25 protein-coding genes and 1 tRNA gene are annotated in these 22,779 nt (G+C 63.8%); 8 read left to right on the top strand and 18 right to left on the bottom strand.

From position 1 onward, the window contains the following. Positions 1 to 34: 34 nt before the first annotated feature. The 3 genes from RFN30_RS16725 to RFN30_RS16715 form a co-directional block, all read right to left on the bottom strand. Positions 35 to 640, bottom strand: coding sequence for a Spy/CpxP family protein refolding chaperone (locus RFN30_RS16725; protein ID WP_320263188.1), 606 nt, complete (start codon positions 638 to 640; stop codon positions 35 to 37). A gap of 44 nt (positions 641 to 684) precedes the next feature. Next, entirely contained in the window at positions 685 to 1,443 is a 759-nt protein-coding gene (locus RFN30_RS16720) for a YVTN family beta-propeller repeat protein (RefSeq protein ID WP_320263187.1), read from the bottom strand. Positions 1,444 to 1,789: 346 nt separating this feature from the next. After that, a tRNA-Met gene (locus tag RFN30_RS16715) sits at positions 1,790 to 1,866 on the bottom strand. Positions 1,867 to 2,096: 230 nt separating this feature from the next. Here RFN30_RS16715 and RFN30_RS16710 point away from each other — a divergent pair. Further along, positions 2,097 to 3,059 carry a Gfo/Idh/MocA family protein gene (locus RFN30_RS16710; protein WP_320263186.1) on the top strand — a complete coding sequence of 321 codons (963 nt, stop codon included), beginning with the start codon at positions 2,097 to 2,099 and terminating at the stop codon, positions 3,057 to 3,059. A 73-nt stretch (positions 3,060 to 3,132) separates the two neighbouring features. On the opposite strand, the gene mnmA is transcribed toward RFN30_RS16710, so the two are convergent. Continuing rightward, entirely contained in the window at positions 3,133 to 4,323 is a 1,191-nt protein-coding gene (mnmA, locus tag RFN30_RS16705) for a tRNA 2-thiouridine(34) synthase MnmA (protein ID WP_320263185.1), read from the bottom strand. A gap of 259 nt (positions 4,324 to 4,582) precedes the next feature. Here mnmA and sciP point away from each other — a divergent pair, with 259 nt between their 5' ends. Beyond that, positions 4,583 to 4,858 (top strand): CtrA inhibitor SciP, encoded by a 276-nt coding sequence (gene sciP, locus RFN30_RS16700; protein ID WP_006203587.1) that lies wholly within the window; start codon positions 4,583 to 4,585, stop codon positions 4,856 to 4,858. Between the two features lie 68 nt (positions 4,859 to 4,926). On the opposite strand, the gene RFN30_RS16695 is transcribed toward sciP, so the two are convergent. Continuing rightward, the gene (locus RFN30_RS16695) at positions 4,927 to 5,853 is read right to left on the bottom strand and encodes an NADP-dependent oxidoreductase (RefSeq protein WP_320263184.1); all 927 of its coding nucleotides are present in this window, start codon (positions 5,851 to 5,853) and stop codon (positions 4,927 to 4,929) included. A gap of 86 nt (positions 5,854 to 5,939) precedes the next feature. Here RFN30_RS16695 and RFN30_RS16690 point away from each other — a divergent pair, with 86 nt between their 5' ends. Then, a complete protein-coding gene (locus tag RFN30_RS16690) occupies positions 5,940 to 6,341 on the top strand; it encodes a winged helix-turn-helix transcriptional regulator (protein WP_320263183.1) in 402 nt (133 codons plus the stop codon). Between the two features lie 86 nt (positions 6,342 to 6,427). Here RFN30_RS16690 and RFN30_RS16685 read toward each other — a convergent pair whose 3' ends face one another. Further along, positions 6,428 to 6,805, bottom strand: a complete 378-nt coding sequence (locus RFN30_RS16685) for a flagellar export protein FliJ (RefSeq protein ID WP_095814752.1) — start codon at positions 6,803 to 6,805, stop codon at positions 6,428 to 6,430. Positions 6,806 to 7,252: 447 nt separating this feature from the next. Between RFN30_RS16685 and ctrA the strand changes: the two genes are divergently transcribed. Then, positions 7,253 to 7,948 (top strand): response regulator transcription factor CtrA, encoded by a 696-nt coding sequence (gene ctrA, locus RFN30_RS16680; protein WP_006203583.1) that lies wholly within the window; start codon positions 7,253 to 7,255, stop codon positions 7,946 to 7,948. A 79-nt stretch (positions 7,949 to 8,027) separates the two neighbouring features. Here the strand turns inward: ctrA and RFN30_RS16675 are convergent, their stop codons facing one another. Next, on the bottom strand, positions 8,028 to 8,396 hold the full coding sequence (locus RFN30_RS16675) for a response regulator (protein ID WP_320263182.1): 369 nt from the start codon (positions 8,394 to 8,396) through the stop codon (positions 8,028 to 8,030). Between the two features lie 337 nt (positions 8,397 to 8,733). Further along, the gene (chpT, locus tag RFN30_RS16670) at positions 8,734 to 9,363 is read right to left on the bottom strand and encodes a histidine phosphotransferase ChpT (RefSeq protein ID WP_320263181.1); all 630 of its coding nucleotides are present in this window, start codon (positions 9,361 to 9,363) and stop codon (positions 8,734 to 8,736) included. A gap of 386 nt (positions 9,364 to 9,749) precedes the next feature. On the opposite strand from chpT, the gene RFN30_RS16665 reads away from it, so the two are divergent. Both RFN30_RS16665 and RFN30_RS16660 read left to right on the top strand, forming a co-directional pair. Next, positions 9,750 to 10,286, top strand: coding sequence for a DUF1134 domain-containing protein (locus RFN30_RS16665; RefSeq protein ID WP_320263441.1), 537 nt, complete (start codon positions 9,750 to 9,752; stop codon positions 10,284 to 10,286). 140 nt (positions 10,287 to 10,426) lie between these two features. Then, a complete protein-coding gene (locus tag RFN30_RS16660) occupies positions 10,427 to 11,572 on the top strand; it encodes a coiled-coil domain-containing protein (protein WP_320263180.1) in 1,146 nt (381 codons plus the stop codon). A 48-nt stretch (positions 11,573 to 11,620) separates the two neighbouring features. Here RFN30_RS16660 and RFN30_RS16655 read toward each other — a convergent pair whose 3' ends face one another. From RFN30_RS16655 to RFN30_RS16630, 6 genes are all read right to left on the bottom strand, one after another. Further along, complete coding sequence (locus tag RFN30_RS16655; protein WP_320263179.1) at positions 11,621 to 12,418, bottom strand: TrmH family RNA methyltransferase; 798 nt, start codon at positions 12,416 to 12,418, stop codon at positions 11,621 to 11,623. Between the two features lie 53 nt (positions 12,419 to 12,471). Then, positions 12,472 to 12,810, bottom strand: coding sequence for an ArsR/SmtB family transcription factor (locus RFN30_RS16650; RefSeq protein WP_192254798.1), 339 nt, complete (start codon positions 12,808 to 12,810; stop codon positions 12,472 to 12,474). 165 nt (positions 12,811 to 12,975) lie between these two features. After that, on the bottom strand, positions 12,976 to 13,746 hold the full coding sequence (locus RFN30_RS16645) for a HugZ family pyridoxamine 5'-phosphate oxidase (protein ID WP_320263178.1): 771 nt from the start codon (positions 13,744 to 13,746) through the stop codon (positions 12,976 to 12,978). Between the two features lie 37 nt (positions 13,747 to 13,783). Then, positions 13,784 to 14,959 carry a CaiB/BaiF CoA transferase family protein gene (locus tag RFN30_RS16640; RefSeq protein ID WP_320263177.1) on the bottom strand — a complete coding sequence of 392 codons (1,176 nt, stop codon included), beginning with the start codon at positions 14,957 to 14,959 and terminating at the stop codon, positions 13,784 to 13,786. 6 nt (positions 14,960 to 14,965) lie between these two features. Beyond that, the gene (locus RFN30_RS16635) at positions 14,966 to 15,727 is read right to left on the bottom strand and encodes a 3-hydroxyacyl-CoA dehydrogenase (RefSeq protein ID WP_320263176.1); all 762 of its coding nucleotides are present in this window, start codon (positions 15,725 to 15,727) and stop codon (positions 14,966 to 14,968) included. 30 nt (positions 15,728 to 15,757) lie between these two features. Then, a complete protein-coding gene (locus RFN30_RS16630) occupies positions 15,758 to 16,363 on the bottom strand; it encodes a GNAT family N-acetyltransferase (protein WP_320263175.1) in 606 nt (201 codons plus the stop codon). A 306-nt stretch (positions 16,364 to 16,669) separates the two neighbouring features. Between RFN30_RS16630 and RFN30_RS16625 the strand changes: the two genes are divergently transcribed. Continuing rightward, positions 16,670 to 17,656 carry a glutathione S-transferase family protein gene (locus RFN30_RS16625; RefSeq protein ID WP_320263174.1) on the top strand — a complete coding sequence of 329 codons (987 nt, stop codon included), beginning with the start codon at positions 16,670 to 16,672 and terminating at the stop codon, positions 17,654 to 17,656. 1 nt (position 17,657) lies between these two features. Here the strand turns inward: RFN30_RS16625 and RFN30_RS16620 are convergent, their stop codons facing one another. Beyond that, positions 17,658 to 18,161 (bottom strand): NUDIX domain-containing protein, encoded by a 504-nt coding sequence (locus RFN30_RS16620; protein WP_320263173.1) that lies wholly within the window; start codon positions 18,159 to 18,161, stop codon positions 17,658 to 17,660. 68 nt (positions 18,162 to 18,229) lie between these two features. On the opposite strand from RFN30_RS16620, the gene RFN30_RS16615 reads away from it, so the two are divergent. Further along, positions 18,230 to 19,168, top strand: a complete 939-nt coding sequence (locus RFN30_RS16615) for a metallophosphoesterase family protein (protein ID WP_320263172.1) — start codon at positions 18,230 to 18,232, stop codon at positions 19,166 to 19,168. On the opposite strand, the gene RFN30_RS16610 is transcribed toward RFN30_RS16615, so the two are convergent. The 3 genes from RFN30_RS16610 to RFN30_RS16600 form a co-directional block, all read right to left on the bottom strand. Beyond that, positions 19,158 to 19,775, bottom strand: a complete 618-nt coding sequence (locus RFN30_RS16610) for a hypothetical protein (protein ID WP_320263171.1) — start codon at positions 19,773 to 19,775, stop codon at positions 19,158 to 19,160. The genes RFN30_RS16615 and RFN30_RS16610 overlap by 11 nt on opposite strands. 69 nt (positions 19,776 to 19,844) lie before the next feature. Next, positions 19,845 to 20,648 carry an alpha/beta fold hydrolase gene (locus RFN30_RS16605; RefSeq protein WP_320263170.1) on the bottom strand — a complete coding sequence of 268 codons (804 nt, stop codon included), beginning with the start codon at positions 20,646 to 20,648 and terminating at the stop codon, positions 19,845 to 19,847. 230 nt (positions 20,649 to 20,878) lie between these two features. Continuing rightward, a complete protein-coding gene (locus tag RFN30_RS16600; RefSeq protein WP_320263169.1) occupies positions 20,879 to 22,672 on the bottom strand; it encodes a tetratricopeptide repeat protein in 1,794 nt (597 codons plus the stop codon). Between the last annotated feature and the right edge of the window lie 107 nt (positions 22,673 to 22,779).

Raw genomic sequence — 22,779 nt, 5'->3', positions numbered from 1 at the left:
GCCGTCGCGGTGTGACGCAACGGCCCTTTCGACCTCACATCATGCCCATCGGCGCCGGCATGAGCAGCTTGTCGGCCACCGCCTTCTGGGCATCATCAAGCGACGCGTAGAAAGGCTCCAGCGCGGCCTTGAGCCGCCGCAGCCCTTCGAGCCGCGTCGACAGCATTCGCTCTTGAAGCTCGATCCGCTTCACTGGCGTTCCGGTGGCGGAATCTCCGCTCATCATGCCGGCCGGCATTTTCGCCATCACGTCCTTGGCCGAGCCGGCGTTTGCCCGCAGCGCCTCGGCGACGCCGTCCCATAAGGGCCGTTGGGCCTTGGTGAGCTTCAGTTCGGTCGAGAGGAAGGCGATTCGTCCCTCGATATGCTCAGGCGACATCATCTGCCCCATGGGGCTGTCGTCGCCCGACATCATGTCCATCATCATCATCTTCATCATGCCGTTCGACATCATGTTGTTCGACATCGATCTGCCCATCATCATGGGCGTCGCCGAGCCTGCATCCTCCGCTTTTTCCGTCGCGGCAGCGGGCGGCGACCCGTTTCCGCCGCCGGTTGTATGATGGGCTTCGTTCGCGAGAACGGGCGCCGAGAGCGCAAGCAGCGTCCCGATCGCCAAGGTACTAAAGAGGTTTTTCATGACTGTGTCTCCTTGTTGGTATTGCGGCTTCGTCAGCGCTTCGTTCAGCCTGCATCGCCCGAGGCCGGGCTGGTGGACTGGAACGTGATCCCGTTTGGCCCCTTGCCGACTGCATAAGCCTTCACGACCGCCTGGTCCTTGACCGAGATCAGAGACACGGTGCCGTCGACGATGTTGGTCACGAAGACGAAGGCGCCGTCGTTGCTGACCGCAACGCCATGCGCGCCCAACCCGGTGCGGATCGTCTTGACGACCTTGCCGCTCGCGACGTCGATGACGGAGACCGTGTCGTTCGGCTTGGCCTCGGTGCCCTGGTTGGCGACATAGACGAAGCGCCCGTCGGGCGTGGCGTACATCTGGATGGGCGACCGCCCGACCTCCAAACGTGCGATCACCTTGCGGGTGGCCGTATCGATCACCGCCACCTTGTCCTCGTCCCTGAGCGAGACATAGACGCGGCTGCCGTCGGGCGTGAAGCCGACCTGCACGGGAGCCTTACCGATCTTGATCCGCGCAGCATCCTGGAGCTTGACTGCGTCTATGATGGATACAGTTCCGTCCTTGACATTGGCGACGTAGATGAACTTTCCGTCAGGGCTCATCCTGAGGCTGTGCGGGTAGTCGCCGGTTGGGACCATCGCGATGGCTGCGCCGTTATCGAGATTGATCACGGAAACGATGTTGCGTTCAGAGTCCGTGACGAAAGCTCGCTTGCCGTCGGGGTCCGCAATGACATGAGCCGGATGAGCACCGACGGGAATGGAAGCGAGCGGCCCCGATGCCTGGTTGGCCGTGTTGGCCACGCCCCGCGCCGGTACTTGCTAATTTGGCCTACAAGTTTTTATTCTTCGTTTCAGAACGGGTAGTTTGTTTTCAGGGCCGGGTCCCCTGAGCCTTTTCTCGATCTGATGATCGCGACGGGCGAAGTCCCTGGCCAAAGCCCTCACGAGCTCTTCAAGCAGCTTCCGATTCTCCAGCATTTCCTTGGTGGGTCTTCCACGCTTTGCCATCTGTGTTGTCTCCGGCGCCGGTATTGGCGCGGGTGCACGGTCCCGATAGCTTGTTACAGGGGGTATGGTAACGGGTGGAGCCTGAAATTCAGCGCTTAAACGCCAAATTATATATAAATATCAATAAATTAATCACAAATGGTAGCGGAGGAGGGACTTGAACCCCCGACCCCAGGATTATGATTCCCGTGCTCTAACCAACTGAGCTACTCCGCCAGGAGCGGCGATGATGCTCGAAGAACCACACGGGTCGTGGGCAATTTCGAGGCGTTCGCCGAGGTCGCGCGGATATAAGGTTGGCAGGGCAAAGCTGTCAAGCCGGACGCATCAGCATAATCTCATCCCGGAAAAGCTTTGCCGGGCAGACGCTGAAGCGCATGCATCGGGGTTGAGTTCGACGGGGCACGTCGCTATGTCTCGGCCATGAAATTCTAGAGTTTGAACGAATGAAGCCGCGCATCGCCGTCCTCGGTTGCGGATACTGGGGCAGCAACCACATCCGCACCCTCAAGGCGCTCGGCGCGCTCCATGCCGTTTCCGACGTCAACCGCGCCCGTGCCGAAGGGTTCGCCAGCGAGCAGGATTGCCTGGCGATAGAGCCGGACAAGCTCTTCGAACACGCCGATGTCGACGCCGTCGTCATGGCGCTGCCGCCGCAATACCATGCCGACATGGCGGTGCGCGCCGTCGAGGGCGGCAAGGACGTGCTGGTGGAGAAGCCGATCGCGCTGACGGTCGCCGATGCCGAACGCTCGGTGCAGGCGGCAAGGACGAACGGCCGCGTCTTCATGGTCGGCCACGTGCTGCGCTTCCATCCCGCCTTCGAGACGCTGAAGGCGCTGATCGACAACGGCGAGCTCGGCGAGGTGCGCTACATCCACTCGCACCGGCTTGGCCTCGGCAAGTTCCACACCGAGAACGACGCGCTCTGGGACCTTGCGCCGCATGACCTGTCGATGATCCTCGCCATCACCGGCACCGAGCCGATCGAGGTCAGGGGCGAGGGGGCGGCGCTGCTCGACAATCTCAGCGACTTCGCGCATCTGCACATGCGCTTTCCCAACGGCGTGCGCAGCCATCTCTTCGCCTCGCGGCTCAACCCCTATCGCGAGCGCCGGCTCACCGTGGTCGGCACCAAGGCGATGGCGGTGTTCGACGACGTCGAGCCGTGGGAACGCAAGCTTGCCGTCTACCGGCACGCGGTCTGGCAGGACAGCGGCCAGTGGGCCTTCACCGCCAACGAGCCTTCCTACGTGGCGGTCGGCGAAGGTATGCCGCTGACGCGCGAGCTCGCGCATTTCATGCAATGCATCGAAACGCGCGACGAACCGCGCACCGATGGCGAGGAAGCGATCCGGGTGCTGCGCATCCTCACGGCGGGCACGGTGACGCATAGCGGCTCGGCCTGAGTTAAATCTCAACGGGCCCCAAAGCGGTCCGAAAAAGACAATCCTGAAGCGCCCAGTCGGTCGAAGACGCCGGTTATTCGGCGGGGATGTGCGCGGGCCGCTCGGCAAGCCTGGACAGCATGGCCTCGGCTTCGGCGCCGCGCTCGGAGCGCTCGATGAAGCCGCCGCCGAACACACGCGCCTCATTGCCGTCGTCGGAGTAGAGCACGCAGGCCTGTCCGGGCGCGATGCCGGATTCGCCGTCGACCAGCTCGACCGAGGTCACGCCGTTGCGATGATGCAGCACGGCCGGGCGCGGCGGCCTGGTCGAGCGGACCTTTGCGAAAAGCTCGATCCCGCCGTCAGGGACGTCCGCGAGCGGGCCATCGCCGAGCCAGTTCATGCTGCGCAGATAGATCTTGTGCGTCTCCAGCGCCTCGCGCGGGCCGACCACCACGCGCGCCCGGTCGGCGTCGAGATGGACGACATAGAGCGGCTCGCCGGAAGCGACGCCGATGCCGCGGCGCTGGCCGATCGTGTAGCGCAGGATGCCTTCGTGACGGCCGAGCACGCGGCCGTCGATATGAACGATGTCGCCCGGATTGGCGGCAGCCGGCTTCAGCTTGGCGATGATGTCGGAATACTTGCCCTGCGGCACGAAGCAGATGTCCTGGCTGTCCTGCTTGGCGGCGACCGTCAGCCCCATCTCCTCGGCGATCGCCCGCACCTTGGGCTTGGAGAGACCGCCCAGGGGAAATCGCAGATAGTCGATCTGCGCCTGCGTGGTGGCGAACAGGAAATAGCTCTGGTCGCGGTCGGCATCGACCGGCCGGTAGAGCGCGCGGTGTGCGCCATTGGCGCGCGAGCGGATGTAGTGCCCGGTGGCCAAAGCGTCGGCGCCGAGATCCTGCGCGGTGGCCAAAAGATCGGCGAACTTGACCGTCTGGTTGCAGGACACGCACGGGATCGGCGTCTCGCCGGCGACATAGCTCTCGGCGAAGGGATCGATGACCGCCTTGCGGAAGCGCTCCTCGTAGTCGAGCACGTAATGTGGGATGCCGAGCGTCTCGGAGACGCGGCGGGCATCGTCGATGTCCTGGCCGGCGCAGCAGGAACCTGCCCGGTGCGTCGCCGCGCCATGGTCGTAAAGCTGCAGGGTGACGCCGACGACATCATAGCCTTCGTGCTTCAGGATGCCGGCGACGACCGACGAATCGACGCCGCCCGACATGGCGACGACGACGCGGGTGTTCTCTGGGCGTCCGGGAAGGTCGAGGCTGTTCATGGTTCTTTCAATCTGCGTGGCGCTGGCTGCCAATGGCCGGAATATAGGTCAAGCGCCCTGGCTGCGCCAGCTTGGCTCTTCAGAGCGATTTTTCCCCGCAAAATCAGGGCCGGGATCGCTGTTATCTCAAATGCCGAACAAAAACCTAACGCGACGTTCACGATCCTTACCTAGTCATTAGGGTTCGCTTAGGCAATTTTTAAAGCTGTGGCGGTACTGTGGCGGGGATTGGGTCTTTGAGTTTTTAGTAGAGAGTACGATGACCGATCTGGTTAGACCTAGAGTCAAATATGTTATCGGGCCTGACGGCAGCCCTCTTACGATAGCCGATCTGCCGCCGACGAATACACGGCGCTGGGTTATCCGGCGCAAGGCGGAAGTGGTCGCGGCGGTCCGCGGCGGACTGCTCAGCCTGGAAGAAGCCTGCCAGCGCTACAAGCTCACCACCGAGGAATTTCTGTCCTGGCAGGCATCGATCGACGAATATGGCCTTGCCGGGCTGCGCACGACGCGGATTCAGCAATACCGGCACTAGACTGAGACTGTCGGAGATAGAAGGGCGCGGAATTCCGCGCCCTTTCATTTTTCCGGAGCGCCCTTCGCTCAGACCGTCAGCACGACCTTGCCGATCGGCCGGGTCGCAAGGAAGGCATGGGCGGCGCCCGCCTGATCCAGCGGGAAGGCCTTCGCCACGTGGGGCGACAGCTTCTTGGCGTCGACCAGCTTGGCGAGCTCGACGAGGCCCTCGCGGTCGGGCACCACCGAGATGCGCTCGACGCGGACGCCGCGCGCGCTGGCCTTCGCCCTGGTGGCGTCATGAACGTTGAGCAGCGACACCAAGACGCCACCGTCGCGCAGCGTCTTCAGCGATTCGTCGGCGTGGTCGCCGCCAATCGAATCCAGCACCACATCGACATCGCGGACTTTTCCGGTGAAATCGTCCCGGGTGTAGTCGATCACCTCGTCGGCGCCGATCGAGCGAACGAAATCGAGCTTGTCCGGGCTGGCGGTCGAGACGACATAGGCGCCCAGCGCCTTGGCGATCTGCACCGCCAGATGGCCGACGCCGCCGGCACCGGCATGGATCAGTGCGCGCTGGCCGGATTGCGGGCGGCCGTGCCGGACAAGGCCTTGCCAGGCGGTCAGGCCGGCCAGCGGCAGCGCCGCCGCATGGGCGTGGTCGATGCCGGCCGGCTTGACGGCGATCGCGTCCGCTGGTGCCGCCGCGAGCTCGGCATAGGCTCCGGCCTGTTTGGGAAAGCGCGGCATGCCGAACACCTCGTCGCCGGCCTTGAAGGCGGTCACGCCGGCGCCCACCGCCTCGACGGTTCCCGAAATATCCCAGCCGAGAATGAAGGGCGGCTCGCCAAGCAGCGGGTAAAAGCCGCCGCGCACGGCGCCGTCGACAGGATTGATGCCCGCGGCCCTGACGCGAACCAGCACCTCGCCGGCCTCGGGCGAGGGGTCGGGCTGTTCGGCGACGAAAAGGACGTCGGGTCCGCCGACGGAATTCTGGATAACGGCACGCATGAAGGCCTCCTGTTTGGCATGCCGCTATCATCTGGATAGTAATATTCTGTTGTCCAGTATGTACCTTTTTGATATATACGCACCCCATGGATAGTAACGACGCTCCGCTCGGCTACGACGCGTTCCGGCGTAGCTGCCCATCGCATACCGTGCTCGAGATGCTGGCCAGCAAATGGGTTTACCTGACCGTTTGCGCGCTGCGGCGCGGCCGGCTGCGCAATGGCGAGCTGGCGCGCAAGCTGGAAGGCATCACGCCGAAAATGCTGACCCAGACGCTGCGTGTGCTGGAGCGCGACGGCCTTGTCCGGCGCGAGGTCTATCCGGTCATCCCGCCGCGGGTCGAGTATGAGCTGACCGAGCTTGGCCAGAACCTGGCGGGGTTGCTCAGCCAGATCCGCTCCTGGGCGGAAGAGCATGCGCCCGACATCAAGGATGCCCGTGCCAGGGCATCGGCGAACCATCACGACGATATGGCAATTCGGCCTTGAATTGGGAGCGCGGGTAGGATCCGTCCCGGCGCGGTTTCAAGGGCAGCGCCGGCGAGGCCCGGCGTTGGCGGCAAAGCCCGTTCGGCTCAGCCGATCATGGCGCTGCGACCGCCCACTTCCGCGTCGCGGATCTTGCTGTCGCGCGATTCCAGCATCTCGGCCTTGGAAAGCTCCGCTTCAGCTTCGCCGAGTAATGATTCGGCCATGGTTCGCTGCTGGGCAAGGTCGCTCTGCGAGTTCCTGAGGTTGTCGCGGCGCAGGCGCGCCGCCTTGGCGAAGGTCGGATAGGCAAAATGATTGATGTCGGTGATGCCGGCTTTTTTCTCTTCGGCGACGATCTGCGCCTCCAATTCGACGGCCATGCGTTCGAATTCGGCGATCATCATGTCGAGCTGCAATAGCTGGCGCCGCTTCTCATTCACCTGAAACTGCTTCAGTCGAACGAGGTTTTCACGTGACTTCATGACTCGGTACTCCGCAAACGCATATCTGCTTATCGTCCCATCGGCCTCGAATGGCCCAAGCGTCGCCCGTTTCCACCGGCTTTCCCCATTCTATGGGAAACAAAGCCCTAAAGATTTTTGCCGGCGGTAACCATTCGTTTACGGGCATTGTTAATCATACGGGCGAGGACTTAAGGCCGGGTAAAAATTCCGGCAGCGGCGGGAAGCGCGGCCTGCGAGTCTCTGGAGTCACTTAGGCTGACTTGTTAATGTGGCACATGAGCGATTTGGGTCTATGATTCGTTATTAGATTCAAGTGGGTGTAGAAAGGGGTTAAAAATTCTGATATCGTGACCGACACGAAATTAGGATTTGTTAACCAGTCGGTGGCACCTTCTGTTCAGGCAATCACTGCTCCGGGTCCCGGACGGGCCGTGACAGGGTCCGGCAGCAGAAAAGGGGAATGAAATGCGTGTTCTGCTGATTGAAGACGACAGTGCAACCGCACAGAGCATCGAGTTGATGCTGAAATCGGAAAGCTTCAACGTCTATACGACCGACCTCGGCGAAGAAGGGGTCGATCTCGGCAAGCTCTACGACTACGACATCATCCTTCTCGATCTCAATCTTCCCGACATGTCGGGCTACGAGGTGCTGCGCACGCTTCGCCTCTCCAAGGTCAAGACGCCGATCCTGATCCTCTCCGGCATGGCCGGCATCGAGGACAAGGTGCGCGGCCTCGGCTTCGGCGCCGACGACTATATGACCAAGCCTTTCCACAAGGACGAGCTGGTGGCGCGCATCCACGCCATCGTGCGCCGCTCCAAGGGCCATGCCCAGTCGGTCATCACCACCGGCGACCTGGTGGTCAATCTCGACGCCAAGACGGTCGAGGTCGGCGGCCAGCGTGTGCACCTGACCGGCAAGGAATACCAGATGCTGGAGCTGCTCTCGCTGCGCAAGGGCACGACGCTGACCAAGGAGATGTTCCTCAACCACCTCTATGGCGGCATGGACGAGCCGGAACTGAAGATCATCGACGTCTTCATCTGCAAGCTGCGCAAGAAGCTCGACGCGGCGTCCGGCGGCCAGAACTATATCGAGACGGTATGGGGCCGCGGCTATGTGCTGCGCGAGCCGGAAGACATTCGCGTCAGCGCCTGAGCCAAGGCTTGGAAATTCAAACAAAAACCCGGCTCCGGCCGGGTTTTTTCATGCCCGAAAACCTCTGCCGTCCGCGAGATCAGGCGGCGATCTTCAGGACACGGAAGCTTTCGAGCAATTGCGCCCGATTGAACGGCTTCAGCAGGTAACCCTGGGCGCCGGCACGTTTCGCACGCATGATCGCGCCGACATCGACTTCGATCAGCGACACCAGGATCTGTGGCTTGACCGCGCCGTCTATGCCGCGGATGCGGCGAATGAGATCCGCCGCCTGCATGTCCGCCAGCCCGCCGTCGACGACGACGACATCGGGCATATCGCTGGAGCAGATTTCTATGGCGTCAAGTCCGGTGGCCGCTTCGATGACGACGATGTCCGAGCCGCCAAGAATACGCTTTGCAACCTTCCTGATGACGCTCGAATCGTCCACGAACAGGCAGCGCTTCATTTCCGGGCCCTCTTTGCCATCTGCCGAACCGGCAACCTCCGGTAACCTCAGGGCACCATAGGGCAATCTGGTAAAGAAGCCGAAAAGCCGTTAGGTAAAGTTTTTCCAAAGAGGCGCACCGCGCGGTTCTTCGCCGCAAGGTCGATACGCCAGCAACGGCAAACGTTGCTTTGCTTGCGCCGAAAGCGACGGCATCAGCGGAAATAAATACTTGGTCTGTTCCTGGCCGTTGCCGAAAGCCCGCCGCGCTGAAACGGATTCAGGCGACGCGCTTTAGGTCTTTGTTTTTATGCATGTCGTTCTCGCAAAACCGCTGCACACTTTTGCGAGACATGCATTAGACCGCCGACAACACGATCTCGTCGGCGGTCGCATGGATCGAGATCGTCATGTTGGCTTCGCGCGCCAGAAGCAGCGTGTAGTAGGGCTGGACCGAATGGGCGTCGATCGGCTCCTCGGGCTTGTGGCCGGAATGCAGCTCGAGGAATTTCGGCGGCACGCGCAGCATCGGACCTCTGGCCGACAGCGAAAAACGCGGCTCGGTCTCGAGGCTTTCCAGCGTGACCACCAGGTTGCCGCCGCGTGGTATGGCCGCATTGGCTACGAGAATGAGATTGAGCAGCAGCTTGACCTTGTTCTTGGGCAGCAGCGCGCGGGCACCGTTCCAGACCAGCTCCGGCTTCTCGTTCTTCAAGAAAGCGATGGCCACGGCCTCGGCGTCGCCGGTGTCGATCATCATGCCGGCCGAGCCGGCGGCGCCGAAGGCGATGCGGGCAAACTGCAGTCGCGCCGAGGCGTTCCTGGCGCTCTGGCGAATCAGTTTCATGGCGTCTTCGTCGGCGCCGCCTTCGTCGAGCAACTCGAGGCCGTTGTTTATGGCGCCGACTGGCGAAATGATGTCATGGCACACGCGGCTGCACAGAAGCGCAGCCAGATCGGGGGCGGAGAGGGTGAAGAGCTCGGCCATCGGAGAAATCCCTGCTGGTTCACATATTCATGGCCGAGCCTTTTCGCGCCCGCCACGCGAATCACGCTCTTTTCCAAGGCCTTCTGAATACACAGCGCCTGCCCGTGCATCAACAAATCCGCGCCTCGGACGGCGAAAATGGCGCGTTCATGCCGGGAAAACGAGGCTGATGGAGGCCATGTCGGGCCGCCAGCCTTCGAACCGCCATCTTCCTGCGCCAGCTTAATGGTTGAAAAAGGATTACGGCATAGTTTGCCCGTGATAGTCATCTCGAAACGGCCGCCAAGAGCCGTAGGGGTACGAGGCGTCGGCGAAAGTGCTCCCTGACGGAGATTGGAAGCATGTTTTCCCGATTCTATGACCGGACATTCGTCCGCGTCCTGACCATGACGATCGCCCTCATGGGTGCTGTCATCTTCTCAACCTCCGCGTCGCGGGCTCAGGAATACACCGCGCAGGAGATCATCGATTCCGGCCACAAGTTCTTCGGCGCTACGTCCGGCGGTCTCGCCACCGTGGTCGAGAAGATCTTTGCGTCCTACGGCCTGCCCAACGGCTATCTGCTCGGCGAGGAAGGATCCGGCGCGCTGATCGGCGGCCTGACCTACGGCGAGGGCACACTCTACACCAAGAACGCCGGCGACCATAAGGTGTTCTGGCAAGGCCCGTCGCTCGGCTGGGATTTCGGCGGTGAGGGCTCGCGCGTGATGATGCTGGTCTACAATCTCGACGACATCAGCAGCCTCTACAACCGCTTCGGCGGCGTCGCCGGCTCCGCCTATGTCGTGGCGGGCGTCGGCTTCAACGTGCTGCAGAGCAACAGGGTGCTCATCGTTCCGATCCGCACCGGCGTCGGCGCCCGGCTCGGCGTCAATCTCGGCTATCTGAAGCTTACGGAACGGGCGACCTGGAATCCGTTCTGATCGGACAGGATTGCCACAACCGCCCGGATAAGACCGATCGCGCCGCGGCATGCTCTTGCCGCGGCGCTGGATTTCCGCCATGCCAAGGTGGCACAGTCGGGCATTGGCGGGTTGCCGCCTCGCATACGGAATAATCCACCGTGGTCCAGTCGATCCTGTTCTTCGCACTCGGCTTCCTCTGCGCCGTCTTTCTGGTGTCGCTGATCGCGCCGGCCGTCTGGCGGCGGGCCGTCGTCCTGACGCGCAGGCGCCTTGAGGCCTCGATGCCGCTGACGCCTGCCGAGATCCTGGCCGAGAAGGATCGGGTCCGCGCCGAGTTCGCCATGAACACGCGCCGGCTCGAGATGAACATCAAGGGCCTCAAGGAGAAGGTGGCCGAGCAGATGGTCGAGATCGGCCGCGGCCAGGAGGCCCTGAAGGGACTGGCGGTCGAGAAGAAGGACAAAAACCAGGCGCTTTCCGATCTGCAAACCAAGAACGCGGAGCTCAGGCAGCGCGAGGAAGAACTGCGCAAGTTGTCGGAAAAGCTGGCGCAGACGGAGCGCTCCCTGGAGAAGCGCGCGCTGGACCTGCAAAAGCTGGAGCAGATGTATGACGATGCCAGCTTCTCTTCCTCGAACCGCCAGATCGAGCTCGTGGCCCGCGAATCGGAGCTGGACAAGCTCGCTAACGACATTGCGGTGCTGCGCAGCCAGCGCAAGGAAGCGGACCGCCGCAATCAGGAACTCGCCGCGGAAAGCAAAGCCGCCAGAGACACGCTCAAGGCGGAGAAGAAGCGGGCAACCGAGCTGGACAAGCAGGTCGAGCGGCTGCTTGCGACCCTTGCCGATCGCGAGGAAAAGCTCGACAGACGCGAGAAGGAGCTGGCCCGGATGCGTGAACGCCCAAAACAGGATCATGCGGCAAATGGCGGAGCGCGCCAGGCCGACGAAGGCGGTGGCATCGACAAGGCCATCGCCAAGCTCGAAGGCGATCGCGAGCGGCTGGAGGAGAGGCTGACGGCGCTTGCGCGGGAGAACAAGCGGCTCAAGACCGATCTTGCCGCAGTCGAAACGGCAAAGCCCGAACAGGCAGGCGATGCACGGCGCGCCGGCGCGGCGCTTCGCGAACAAATGAACGAACTGGCGGCCGAGGTCGTCAATCTGACGATGAGGCTGGACGGGCCGGATTCGCCGATCGCCAAGGCCCTGGCGACCCCTCGCGACGGGCGGCAGGATGTCGGCGAGCGCGGCACCAGCCTCGCGGACCGTGTCAGGGCCTTGCAGAAGGCCAGTTCGACCAACTGATCCCAGTGCCGGCAGCCGCCCGGCAAGCGCCCGCCGGTTGTCGGGCGGCTATCGTTTCGAGAAATGATGCAGGGCGATGGCCGAGGCGGCGGCAACGTTCAGGCTGTCGAAACCCTCTGCCATGCCGATCCGCACGGTCCGCAAACGCTTGAGCAAGGCTTCGGGCAAGCCTTCGCCTTCAGTGCCAAGATAGAGCGCTAGCCGAGACGTTCTTTGAGCGGCGCGGATGTCGGTCTCGCCGCGCGGCGAGAGCGCAAGTTGGCTGAAGCCCAGCCGGTCAAGCGTTGCGGTCAAGCTCGGGGCGTCACCGAAGGAGCCGAAGGGAACCTTCAACGCCGCGCCGACCGAAACGCGGATCGCCTTGCGGTAAAGCGGATCGCAGCAGGTGGGATCGAGAAGCACGGCGTCCGCGCCAAAGGCCGCGGCGTTGCGGAAGATCGAGCCCATATTGTCGTGATTGGATATGCCGACCAGAACCACGACCAGCGCGCTCGCGGGCAAGGTTTCGAGCAGCACCTCCGCCGACCGAGGGGAGCCCCGAACGCCGATCGCCAATACGCCGCGATGCATATGGAAGCCGGCGATCCGGTCTACGACTTCGCTGCTAGCGACATAGACAGGAAAGCCGGCTGGCGCTTTGCGCAAGACGCCTTCGAGGCCGGCCAGCCTGTTTTCCAGAATGAGGGCCGATTCCGCGGCGAAGCGTCCAGCCGACAACAGAAGATCCAGCACCACCTTGCCTTCCGCGACGAAGCGCCCGTGGCGGCCAACGAGATCGCGCTCGCGGATGTCGAGATAGGCGGCGACACGCGCATCCTGCGGGTCGTCGATGGGGATGAGGTTCATGGAAATCTCGCCGGCAAATTGTCAGCGAGGTAAGGGGCTTTGGAGAGCGCGGGTCAAGTCCCGGCGCGACGCATCCTGTAAGCCATCTGGGACAGGTCGCCGTCGCCGAAAATGCCTTCCAGCATGCGAAGCAGCTCGCGCACCGCGTCGGACTTGCAGGAATAATAGATCATCTGGCGATCGCGACGCGTCTCGACGATATCGAGCGCTCTCAGCTTGGCCAGATGCTGCGACAGAGCGGACTGGCTCAACTGGACTTTTTCGGCGATGGCACCGACCGACATTTCGCCGTCGATCAGATAGCTGACGATCAACAGCCGCTTTTCATTGCCCATGAGCGTCAGAAACGCGGCAGCCGATTCGGCGTTGGCGACTAGCTTGCTCGAGATCATAGATCCCCCATGTTTTCTGGCTCATCCAGCCGCCATGGGGGCAATGGTGGCTGATTTCCACGATGTTCAGGTCAGGAAGCGCCGCTGAATCAGCGCTGCAACAAAAGGTAGATCATTTTATCTAAATCTCAAGAGTTGCTTTCGATCTGGGGCGATTAACTTTCGCTACTGTGCCTGGCCGGTGGCGCGTCCGGTCTTTGCCATCTCGACCAGCACGGACCGCAACTCGCGGGCGGCGCCCAAAGGCCGCGGGAAGAAGACCCTGCAGGTGGCGTCCGCGGAAGCCAGGTCCATGCCGTCGGCATCGAAGCCCGTGGCGATCCAGCCATCGCCTTCGACCCGGCCGAAATGGTGCGCATAGAGGCAAAGCGCATCGCGATGGTCGGCGTTCATGTGGTCCAGCGCCGATTGCTCACTGGCCGCGAGCTCCTCGACGATCGACCCGACGGTGATCAGGTCGGCGCGATCCAGAAGATAGGCCTTGCCGAAGCCGCCATTCAGGCTGGCGCGTTCAGGCTCGAGCCGGAATATCGAGAAATCGCCAAGCCCGGCATAGAGCTTCGCCTTCGGGTTGCGGTTGAGATAGCGCCGTTCGGCGCGGGCGTGATCGGCCGATCCACGCTCCAACGGCAGCGCCCGGCATATAAGCGTGATGCGCGGGTGCGCGAGCGGATCGCCCTTGCCGGGTTCGCCGACGAGCAACGAACAGCGCGCATCGGCGAGGAGCGCGCCGGTATGGGCGGACAGCATCGAGACCAGGATCAGCGGGGCTCCGTCGATGTCGGTCGCCACGCCGACCCGGCTTGCCAGCGGCGCGCCGGTGCCGGGCTCGATCACCGCCAGCGCGCCGAAGCGGGCCGAGCGGACCAGAGTCTTCGCCAGCCTTACGGCCTCGGCGTCGGTCTCGCGGATGACATCCTTCCTGGTCTCGGTCACAGCGCTCACCGCGATAAGTTGATTTCTGTTCTCCGGTTTATTGGCCAAACAGGCCTGATCTGACAAGGGCTTCGATTTCACTTTCGTCGATGCCGAAGCGTGCCAGCACATCAGAAGGCCGGCGGTCGGCGTCCGTCGGCGCCGCGGCAAGCGTCGGCGCGGCCTTCGAGAAGCGCGGCGCCGGCGCCGGGCGTTCGAGCTCGCCCGATCTGGCAAAACTTTGCCGGGCGCGGCTCTGCGGATGATCCCTGGCCTCGGTCAGCGACAGGACGGGGGCGACGCAGGCGTCGGTCGGGCCAAAGATATCGGCCCACTCGTCGCGCGTCTTCTCACTGATCCTCGCGGCAATGGCGGCGCGCATCTCGGGCCACGATGCCTTGTCACACTGGCTGCCGACAAAACGCCGGTCGAGCGGCAGCAGTCTGGCGAATTCGGCAAAGAACTGCGGCTCGAGGCAGCCGATGGCGACGTGCCGGCCGTCCGACGTCTCATAAGTGTCGTAGAAAGGCGCTCCTGAGTCGAGCAGGTTTTCGCCGCGCCGGTCATTCCAGAGGCCCGCCGCCATGAAGGCGTGGATCGGCGCGGCGAGCATCGATGCGCCCTCCACCATCGCAGCGTCGATCACCTGGCCCTCGCCGGTGCGCGAGCGCAGGAAGAGGGCGGCCAGCACGCCGGCAATCAGCATCATGGCGCCGCCGCCCTGATCGGCGACGAGGTTGAGCGGCGGCACGGGCGGCGCCCCTTGCCGGCCAATGCCGTGCAGCAGGCCGGCATAGGCGAGGTAGGTGATGTCATGGCCGGCGCGGCGCGACAGCGGCCCGTCCTGGCCGAAACCCGTGAGGCGGCCATAGATCAGCGCCGGATTGCGTTTGAGCACGACGTCGGGTCCGAGGCCCAGTCGCTCCATGACGCCGGGGCGAAAGCCCTCGATGAGGACGTCGGCCTTTTCCGCAAGACGCAGCAGAAGCTCCGGGCCGTCGGGGCGTTTCAGGTCGAGCCTGAGGTTGGAGCGGCCATGGCGGTCGAGGTCGCAGGCGTCAGGCAAGGACAGAAGCCGCTCCCTGGCGTCAGCCCGCTCGATGCGCAGGACGTCCGCACCCATTTCCGACAGCATCAGGGCTGCGAGCGGCACCGGGCCGAGGCCCGCCATCTCGATCACCCTGAGGCCAGCCAACGGCCCCGTGTTGTCGGCGGCTGTCAGCGGCGTGATCATCGCCTTTTATTTGGGCGCCATGCGGATCGCGCCGTCGAGGCGGATGGTCTCGCCGTTCAGCATCTGGTTCTCGACGATGTGGAGCGCGAGCGCGGCATATTCCGAGGGTTCGCCGAGGCGGGGTGGGAAGGGCACCGAAGCGCCAAGCGAATCCTGTACCTCCTGCGGCATGCCGGCCATCATCGGCGTCTTGAAGATGCCTGGAGCGATGGTGCAGACGCGAATGCCCGAGCGCGCGAGGTCGCGCGCCACCGGCAGCGTCATACCGACGACGCCGCCCTTGGATGCCGAATAGGCGGCCTGGCCGATCTGGCCGTCATAGGCCGCGACCGACGCCGTGTTCACGATGACGCCGCGTTCGCCGCCGGCGAGCGGGTCGAGTTTCGCCGCCCGGTCGGCGACGAGGCGGATCATGTTGAAGGTGCCGATCAGGTTGATCTCGATCACCTTGCGGTACTGGTCCAGCGGGTGCGGCCCGTCCTTGCCGACCGTCTTCACGCCGATGGCGATGCCGGCGCAGTTGACCAGGATGCGCGGCTCGCCGAGCTTCGCCGCCACCTCGGCAATGGCGGTCATGCCGCTGTCGCCGCTGCTGACATCGCATTGAACCGCGATGCCGCCGATATCGGCCGCAACCTTCGCCGCTCGCTCAATGCCTACATCGAGTATCGCAACCTTGGCGCCCCTGGCGGTGAGGACGCGCGCCGTCGCTTCGCCGAGGCCGGAGCCGCCGCCGGTGACGATCGCGATCTGGCCATTCGGGTTCATGCCGGCATCCTCCCAGGATTTCGGGTCATGCTACGAAGCGCGCTGCTGCGGCGCAACCTGGATGACCGGATCGATCGATGACTGCGGATTGGCCGAAGCGCGGGCAACGGCCGGAGCCAGGTCGGCAACCCGCGCCGTATCCGCATGGCAGACCTCGCCGACGAACCGGGCCACCGCGCCCGGCCTGATTTCGTGGTGGAGGAGCCGGTCGAGATCGACCGGGCGGGGCATGGTTATCTGGCCACGCGGGAAGCGCTTGAAGCCGAGCGGCCCGTAGTAGGGCTCGTCGCCGACCAGCATGACGGCCGGCGCGCCAGCCTTCGCGGCGGCCTCGAGCGCGATCGCGACCAGCCGGCGGCCGATGCCGAGATTCTTGAAGGCGGGCCGCACCGCAAGCGGGCCGAGCATCATGGCGCGTCCGGCGCCGGCCGCCACACGCGTCATGCGCACCGAGGCGATAACCGTGTCGTCCTTGACGGCGACAAAGGACATCGAGCGGTCATGTCCGCCGGATTCGCGGATCTTGTAGGCGGCAAGCACGAAACGGCCGGGCCCGAAGGCCTCGTCGTTGATGGCTTCGATTTCAGCATCGTGCGCCGGGGCTTCCGGCAGGTATTTCACGTCGGCAAGGCTCATGGTCTTTGCGTTCCGGTATGCGAGGAAAGGTTTGCTGCAAGCGGCAGCGTTCGCCAGTCAGCGCTTCATCAAGCGCGGGCGCCCTTTCGTCGTCGGTCGAACCGGATCGAGGCAAAGTCGAACATGGGCGCCTCCGCTAGCATCAATTTTTCCCCGCTGCAATCGGCGCTTGTCACCTTTCTTTCCGCCGGCTGACCCCGCCGTTTGACGAACTGGTTCGTCGTTTGACGAACTGTTCAGCGCCTGGGGGCTTCGACATTCCGGCCAGACGCCTAAATATTTGTTCGACTCGCTGGGAGATTTCGTATGGGATTGCTGATTGACGGCAAGTGGCAGGACCGCTCGATCGTTGCCGACAGCAGCGGTAGGTTCGTGCGGGCCGAAGCGCAATGGCGCAACTGGGTGACGCGCGACGGGGCGCCGGCGGAAGGACACAAACGCGGCTTCAGGGCGGAGCCCGGCCGCTATCACCTTTACGTCTCGCTCGCCTGCCCCTGGGCGCACCGGACTTTGATCTTCCGCGTTCTGAAGAAGCTTGAAGACATCATCTCCGTGTCCGTGGTGCACCATTTCATGGGTGAGAACGGCTGGACCTTCAGGGCGGAGGATGGCGCTACCGGCGACACGCTCTACGGCCTCGATTTCCTGCATCAGATCTATGCAAAGGCAGATCCGGCCTATTCGGGCCGGGTGACTGTGCCGGTGCTGTGGGACAAAAAGCAGGAGACCATCGTCAACAACGAGTCGTCCGAAATCATCCGGATGCTCAACTCCGCCTTCGACGAATGGGGCGATGCGAGCCTCGACTTCTACCCGCCGGCACTGCGGACGGAGATCGACAAGATCAACGCGCTCGTCTACCCGGCGATCAATAACGGCGTCTACCGCACCGGCTTCGCCACCACGCAGGAAGCCTATGAGGAGGCGTTCGGCGAACTGTTCGCCGCGCTCGACACGATCGAGGAGCGGCTGTCGAAGCAGCGCTATCTGGTCGGCGAGCGCATCACTGAAGCGGACTGGCGGCTGTTCACTACGCTGGCGCGTTTCGATCCGGTCTATGTCGGCCACTTCAAATGCAACCTGCGCCGCATCGCCGACTATCCGAACCTGTCGAACTATCTGCGCGACCTCTACCAGGTGCCCGGCGTCTCAGGAACGGTCAACCTGCATCACATCAAGTCGCACTATTACGGCAGCCACAAATCGATCAATCCGACGGGCATAATCCCGGTCGGGCCTGAGCTGGACTACGCCGCGCCACACGATCGCGGGCGGTTCAGGAAGGCGGCGTGACCTACCAGTAGGCCGAGGCCTGCTCGCCGCCGAAAATTTCGGCAATTCGCCTTCGCGTCGCCGGCGTCGCATCTTCCGGCAGACGGTCGATCGGGAAGAAGGCGGCCTCTGCGATCTCATGGTCGGGCAGCTTCGGTGCCGTCTGGCTGAAGGTTTCGATCAGATAGAGGCCGACATGGTCGCGGCTGCTGGAGCGGCGGTTGAAATGCATCGATTTCAGCACCGGCGGAGCGGTCAGCGCGATGTTGCCTTCCTCGGCCAGTTCGCGCGCCAGCGCCTCGACGAGCGTCTCGCCCACCTCGACGCCGCCGCCAGGCAATTGCCAGCCCGGCACATAGGTGTGGCGGATGAGGAAGACGGCGTTGGAGGCGCGGTCGTAGACAAGGCCACGCACGCCAAGCGTCATCGGGCGCCGCAGCAGGAAGTAGAGATGGAACAGCCTCGCCCGCAGTCCGGCCCAGCCGGTCTGACGGAACGCCTGTTCCGGGTCGGTGGCGCCGGTCATCCACGAAACCGCAAGCGGACTGAAAACCTTGAGTAGAAAGCCCGGAGCGGGTCGCTTAAGAAGGGGCTATGCTGAGGCTCGCGCATATTTCCGATGTCCATCTGGGGCCGCTGCCCGATGTAACCTATCGCGATCTCGCGTCCAAGCGCGTGCTGGGTTACGTCAACTGGCAGCGCAACCGGCGCCGCCACATGCACGACGCGGTCATCGACACGATCGTCGCCAATATCAAGGCCAGCGCCCCCGACCACCTCGCCGTCACCGGCGATCTCGTCAACCTGGCGCTCGACGGCGAGATCGAGATGGCGAAGCACTGGCTGGAGACGCTTGGCTCTCCGGACGACGTGTCCGTGGTGCCGGGCAATCACGACGCCTATGTGCCGGGCGCCTTCGACAAGGTCTGCCGGTCATGGGCGCCGTGGATGACGGGCGACGGAGTCAACAGTCCGGTCGACCGCAATTCCTTTCCCTATCTGCGGGTGCGGGGCAACGTTGCGCTGATCGGCGTCACGACGGCGCGGGCCACGGCGCCCTTCATGGCCAACGGTTTCTTCATGGAGGGGCAGGCAGAGCGGCTCGGCAAGATCCTCGACGCCACGGCCAGGCAGGGGCTGTTTCGCGCCATCATGATCCATCATCCGCCGGTGCGCGGCGCGGTCTCGCAGCACAAGCGGCTGTTCGGCATCGCGCGCTTCCACAAGGTCATTCGCCGGCATGGCGCCGAGCTTGTGCTGCACGGCCACTCGCACCTGCCGTCCCTGTTCACCATCGGCCTGCGCGGCGCCAAGGTGCCGGTGGTCGGCGTGGCCGCCGCCGGCCAGGCGCCGGGTGGCAAGCATCCGGCCGCTCAATACAATCTGTTCGACATCAGCGGCGAAAAGGGCGGCTGGCAGATCCGCCTGACGCGGCGCGGCCTGGCCGGACCCGCCTTGCCGCCGTCGGATATTCAGGTCATCGAGCTCGGCGCCGACATGCCCGTGGTTCGGGAGCTCGTCGTCAGAAGCTGATCTTCATCTGGACGATACGGTCCCAGAACAGCACGAGCGACACGGCAAGTCCCACCAGGGCGCCGGCGGCGATCAAGCCGAGGCCGGCGAAGAAGGTCGTCCAGCCGTTGCGGCGCGTCGTCGATTGCAAGGGCGGCTCGGCTTCCTGGACCTCGGCGCGATGTAGGCCAGGCGCGGCGCTCTCGACCGCGCCTTCCATCATCCGCTGCCGCTCGACGACACGCTCGGCCACGTATCGCGTCACGGCATCGGCGACGGGCTTCATATCGGTCGATTCGGCCAGCACCACGCGACCGATGCGCGTGTCCTTGAGGAAGCGGAAGGTGCGGCGATCCCGTCCCATGGCGACATGGCTGACGGCATCGATCCACAGCCGCGGCTGCAGGCCGGAGGAGACGGCGAAGTCGAAATTGTCGATGTCGGTGGGAACACCGGCAAAGACCGGCGCAAGCTCCGTCGCCAGCAGTTCGAGCCGCATGCGGTGCGCCTCGCGCATGTCGACCACCACATCGTCGCGGTCGGCGAAGGCATTCTTGACGTCGCGGATCGCGTCCGCGAGCTTCCGCGACGGCTCGATCTCGGTGATTTTGTCGCCTGCATCCTTCATGGCGGCTGCCTCGCTGTTGGTAAACAGCGAGTTAACACAGTCGCCGGCAAAATGCACTGCGAGATGGGCTCAACTCGCCGCCGCGCCGCGTACCGGCCGCTGGCTTCTGCCGCGGCGGCGCGTGTTGCGGCGCACGGCCTCTGCAACGAGGTCAGGCGCCTCCTCGACCAGCATGTGGCCGGCCTCCAGCACGTGGTGCAGGTGGAAATGCGGCGGCAAGCCTTCGGCCTGGGCGACGGGCAGGACGGGATCGTCCGTTCCCCAAACCACCATTACCGGCATGCTCAAGGTTTCCAGCCGTTCGCTCGGAATGACGCCTTGCCGGTCATCCTTGGTCATCACGGCCGCCATGTCGACAAGGGTCTGCAACTGGCCCGGCCGTCCACGCATGCGGAACAGCGCCTCCACCACGTGTTCAGGAGGAACGCTCCCCGGGCCCGACATGGCGGCCAGACAAGCCCGGATCTCGCCCCTGTCGTCCGCGGCAGCGTAACGGCGCAGCAGCGGACCGTTGATCTCGGGGCCGAAGCCGCCGGGCGCCAGCAAGGTCAGCGAGGCAACGCTTTCAGGGTCGGCGAGCGCCATCAACGTTGCGATCGCGCCGCCCATGGAGTGGCCAACGAGGTGGACCTTGCCCAGCCGGCGAGCGGCCAGATCCGCGAGGATGGCCCGTGCGGCCTGCTTGGCGCCCCCCTCTTCGCGACGCTTCAGGGAGTTTCCGTGGCCGGGCAGATCGTAGGCCAATGCTCTCACGCCGGGCATAAATTGCGCAATCACGTCGCGCCAGATGGAATGGCAAGCGCCGAAGCCGTGCAGGAAGATGATCGTCTTCGAGCCAGCACCGCTTTCGGCGACATGAAGGGACGGGAGCATCAAAATTACTAGCTGCGGGGAGGACGAGCGGCAATTCAAGATTGTGGCTGAATTGCTCCCTGGGCCGATCGATAGCCAGTAAAATTTTCGCGACCGGGATTGTATACGCCCAACCGAATGCAGAAGCATGCCCTAATACTTGTTGAATTTCGGTCTCATGCTTGGCTGAGCGGAGCCGGCACGGCGAACATCGATTGCAATTCGCGCCCCGGCACGTGGCCGGCGATGACTCAGCTCGGGTTGCCGATTCCCGCGGAGCGCAAGGACTGCACCAGCCGGTCGGTGAGATCGGCGGGATATTTCCTGTCGACGAAGACCGCGCGCGGATTGGCTGCGAATTTCGGGAACTCGGCCGTCAGTTCGTTCGCCAACTCGCTCGCGAGCTTGTCGCGGCCTGAAATCTTGGCGCCGATCAGGCGCGCGGCAAGGTAGTGCGATTTGGACGCGGTGGTCCTGAGCGACTCGCTGGCAATCGCGGCCCTCTTGGTATCGCCTTGCATGAAGGCTCCGACAAACAGGCCATAATCCCACCATGTCGGGTGGCCGCTGAAAGCTTCGACGGCATGGGCCAGGATCGGCGTTCCTTCCTGGTATCGGCCGGCGAAGATCAGGCCGTAGCCATAGGCGGCGGCCATGCCGAGATCGTAAGGGTTGAGCTCATAAGCCTTGCGCATCCAGCGGATCGCTTCGTCCGTATTGCCGAGACGCGAGTTGAGGTAGCCATAGGCGCGATGCGCGTGCGGGCTCATCGGTCCCATCTGGATGGCGCGGTGGGCAAACGACATGGCCTGCTCGACCGTCGCGCCGGCCGGATAGGCGTAGTGGTTGTTGAAGGCTTCCAGATGCAGCGAAGCGAGTTCCGAGTAGACGAGCGATGATTTGGTGCCTTCGCTGGCCAGCTTCTCCAGGCAACGATAGGCAGCTTCGTGCGTCTTGGCGCTCTGGTCGAGATAGTAGCGGTCGTCGAGCACCAGACATCCGATCTGGCTGGTACGGATGTCGCTCTGGTCGATATAGCTGTAGATCGCGCCCGAAGCGGGGACGGTCGAGGTCAGGAGATTGGCGATGTTGCTCTCGACCGCACCAGGCGCGCTGTCGGCCGATGTCAGGTTGCGTGACAGGAGAACCCTTCCCGTCGCGACGCTCTGCAGCTCGATCATGACGTCGCCGGCGGCAGGTCCGGGAATAAGATCGAAAACGAAGCTGACCGGATCGGCGGAACGATCGCGCGTCGCGTCGGCGTCGCGTCCGATGAAGTCTATGGTATCGAAGCCGGCGAGACCGGCGCGCAGCGTGGAGGCAACACGGGCCGCCTGGGGTCCGTCGGCCTTGATGGCGATGTAGATCAAAGGCAAGCTGTCGAATGTCTGGGGAGCGACGCTGCCGGTCGCGCCTGCCGTTTCGACATCGACCGGCGCGGCCGCTTCGTCACTGTGAAGAAAGGCGTTGCCCTGGCGGACGACCAAGACGCCCAGCATGGCGATGACCAGCACCATGGCGGCCCAGAAGAACCGCAACTGGCGCGTCAGCGACGAGGCGGATGGGGGCGGCGCCGGGGTCGTCATCAGCGGCACGGCATCGGCCGGCGAGGCATCGGCGGGTGAGGGGGTCTCGAAATGCTCGGCCGACGGCGCGGTGAGCTGGCCGGCATCCGGGGGCTTGGCTTCGGCCGGCAGCCGGATGGCGTTCAGCTCGTAGGAAGGCACATAGCCGCCGCGCGGGATAGCGATGCGCACCGGCTCGGCGATGCCCTCATTAGCGAAATAATGCTCCAGAAGCTCACGCAGCCGCCCGGCCTGGACCCTGACGACGGCGTCGGTCGCCGAGTCGAAATCGCCGTCCTTGCCGAAGACGTCCATGGCGATGGAAAGGCCCTTCAGCCTGTCGCCTTCGCCGGCCTGCTCGCGCTCCACGAGATAGCGTAAAAGCCTGCGCGCACGCTCGGACCGTCCGAACGTTTCGCTGGCAAGCAGTCGCTCCAATGTCTCGCGCACTGCGGGGGCGGCAGGCGTGGCAGGCTCCAAGTGTCGAACCTTTCGAAGTCGGCACAGGTTAGTACGTGATCATATAGCGCTCGCGCCAGCGCACAAGAATGCTTCTGTTATGCGATCGCGTAAGCCACCGCAAATTT

Source organism: Mesorhizobium dulcispinae (genome assembly GCF_033977345.1).
Classification (GTDB): domain Bacteria; phylum Pseudomonadota; class Alphaproteobacteria; order Rhizobiales; family Rhizobiaceae; genus Mesorhizobium; species Mesorhizobium dulcispinae.
This window is presented reverse-complemented; position numbering and strand designations above follow the sequence as displayed.